Below are 1206 nucleotides of genomic sequence, written 5' to 3' on the forward strand. Positions count from 1 at the left end.
GCTGGCGATTGTGGATACTCTGCCTATCATCATTACCGTTCCGGCAGATTTGGCGTATCTGGTTGCTGAGCGCTATGACCTAGTCGTAAAACCGTTACCATTCCAATTTACGCCTTTTGATTATTCGATGATTTGGCATGCGCGCTGTGAGCATTCTCCTGCTCAAGAATGGCTGCGCTCCGTTGTGCGTGAAGAGTGCAGCAGGCTGATTGCAAAGCGAATCGAAGACATGGGATTGAACGGATAACAAAAGAGCCAGCAACGCTGGCTCTATTTACGTGAAGTGCTGATTTGTAGCTTGATAACGATAGCTTTATAGCTACAGCTTGATGACTATAGCTTGATAACAATGCGACCGGTTACTTGGCCGTTGGTAATATCTTCGGCGTATTTTGGCGCTTCAGCGAGCTCTACTTCAGTACACGCTTGCTCGAAGTAGCTGTCTGGTAGTAGCTCAACCAGTTTTTCCCACGCTGCGATGCGTTTTTCGGTTGGACACATCACGGAATCCACACCTTGCAGACGCACATTACGTAGGATGAACGGCATTACTGTGGTTGGCAGGTCAAAACCGCCAGCAAGACCACACGCCGCGACGGCGCTGTTGTAATCCATTTGCGCCAATACTTTCGCTAGCACTTTGCTGCCAACGGTGTCGACTGCGCCAGCCCAAATTTGTTTTTCTAGTGGGCGTGCAGGCTCTTCAAATTCAACACGGTCGATGATGCGGCTTGCGCCCAGTTTTTCTAAAAGTGGACCGTTTTGTTCAACACGACCAGTAACGGCTGCCACTTTGTAGCCCAGTTGAGCCAGAAGCGTCACCGCCACCGAACCTACGCCGCCACTGGCGCCAGTGACAAGGATTTCGCCAGCTTCTGGTTTGATGTCAGCATCCATCAGAGCTTGAACACACAGCATTGCGGTAAAGCCAGCTGTACCGACCATCATTGCTTTTTTGCTGTCTAAGCCTTTTGGTAGAGGAACCAACCAATCCGCTTTTAGACGAGCACGTTGCGCCATACCGCCCCAGTGGTTTTCGCCGACACCCCAGCCAGTAAGAACGACTTTATCGCCTGCTTGGTAGCGTGCATCGTCAGAGCTTACGACCGTACCCGCTAGATCAATGCCTGGTACCATTGGGAAGTTGCGGATGATTTTACCTTTCCCTGTGATCGCAAGGCCGTCCTTGTAGTTTAACGATGAGTA

1 protein-coding gene and 1 pseudogene are annotated in these 1206 nt (G+C 50.7%); one reads left to right on the forward strand and one right to left on the reverse strand.

Going from position 1 to position 1206, the window contains the following annotated elements:
• Nucleotides 1-247, forward strand: a pseudogene (locus R7O12_RS25790) (LysR family transcriptional regulator); the annotation flags it as partial.
• An 86-nt stretch (nucleotides 248-333) separates the two neighbouring features.
• Here R7O12_RS25790 and R7O12_RS25795 read toward each other — a convergent pair.
• Nucleotides 334-1206: MDR family oxidoreductase (locus R7O12_RS25795; protein WP_318126902.1), on the reverse strand; the 873-nt coding region annotated here is incomplete at its 5' end.

It is taken from the genome of Vibrio sp. Vb1574, assembly GCF_033338675.1.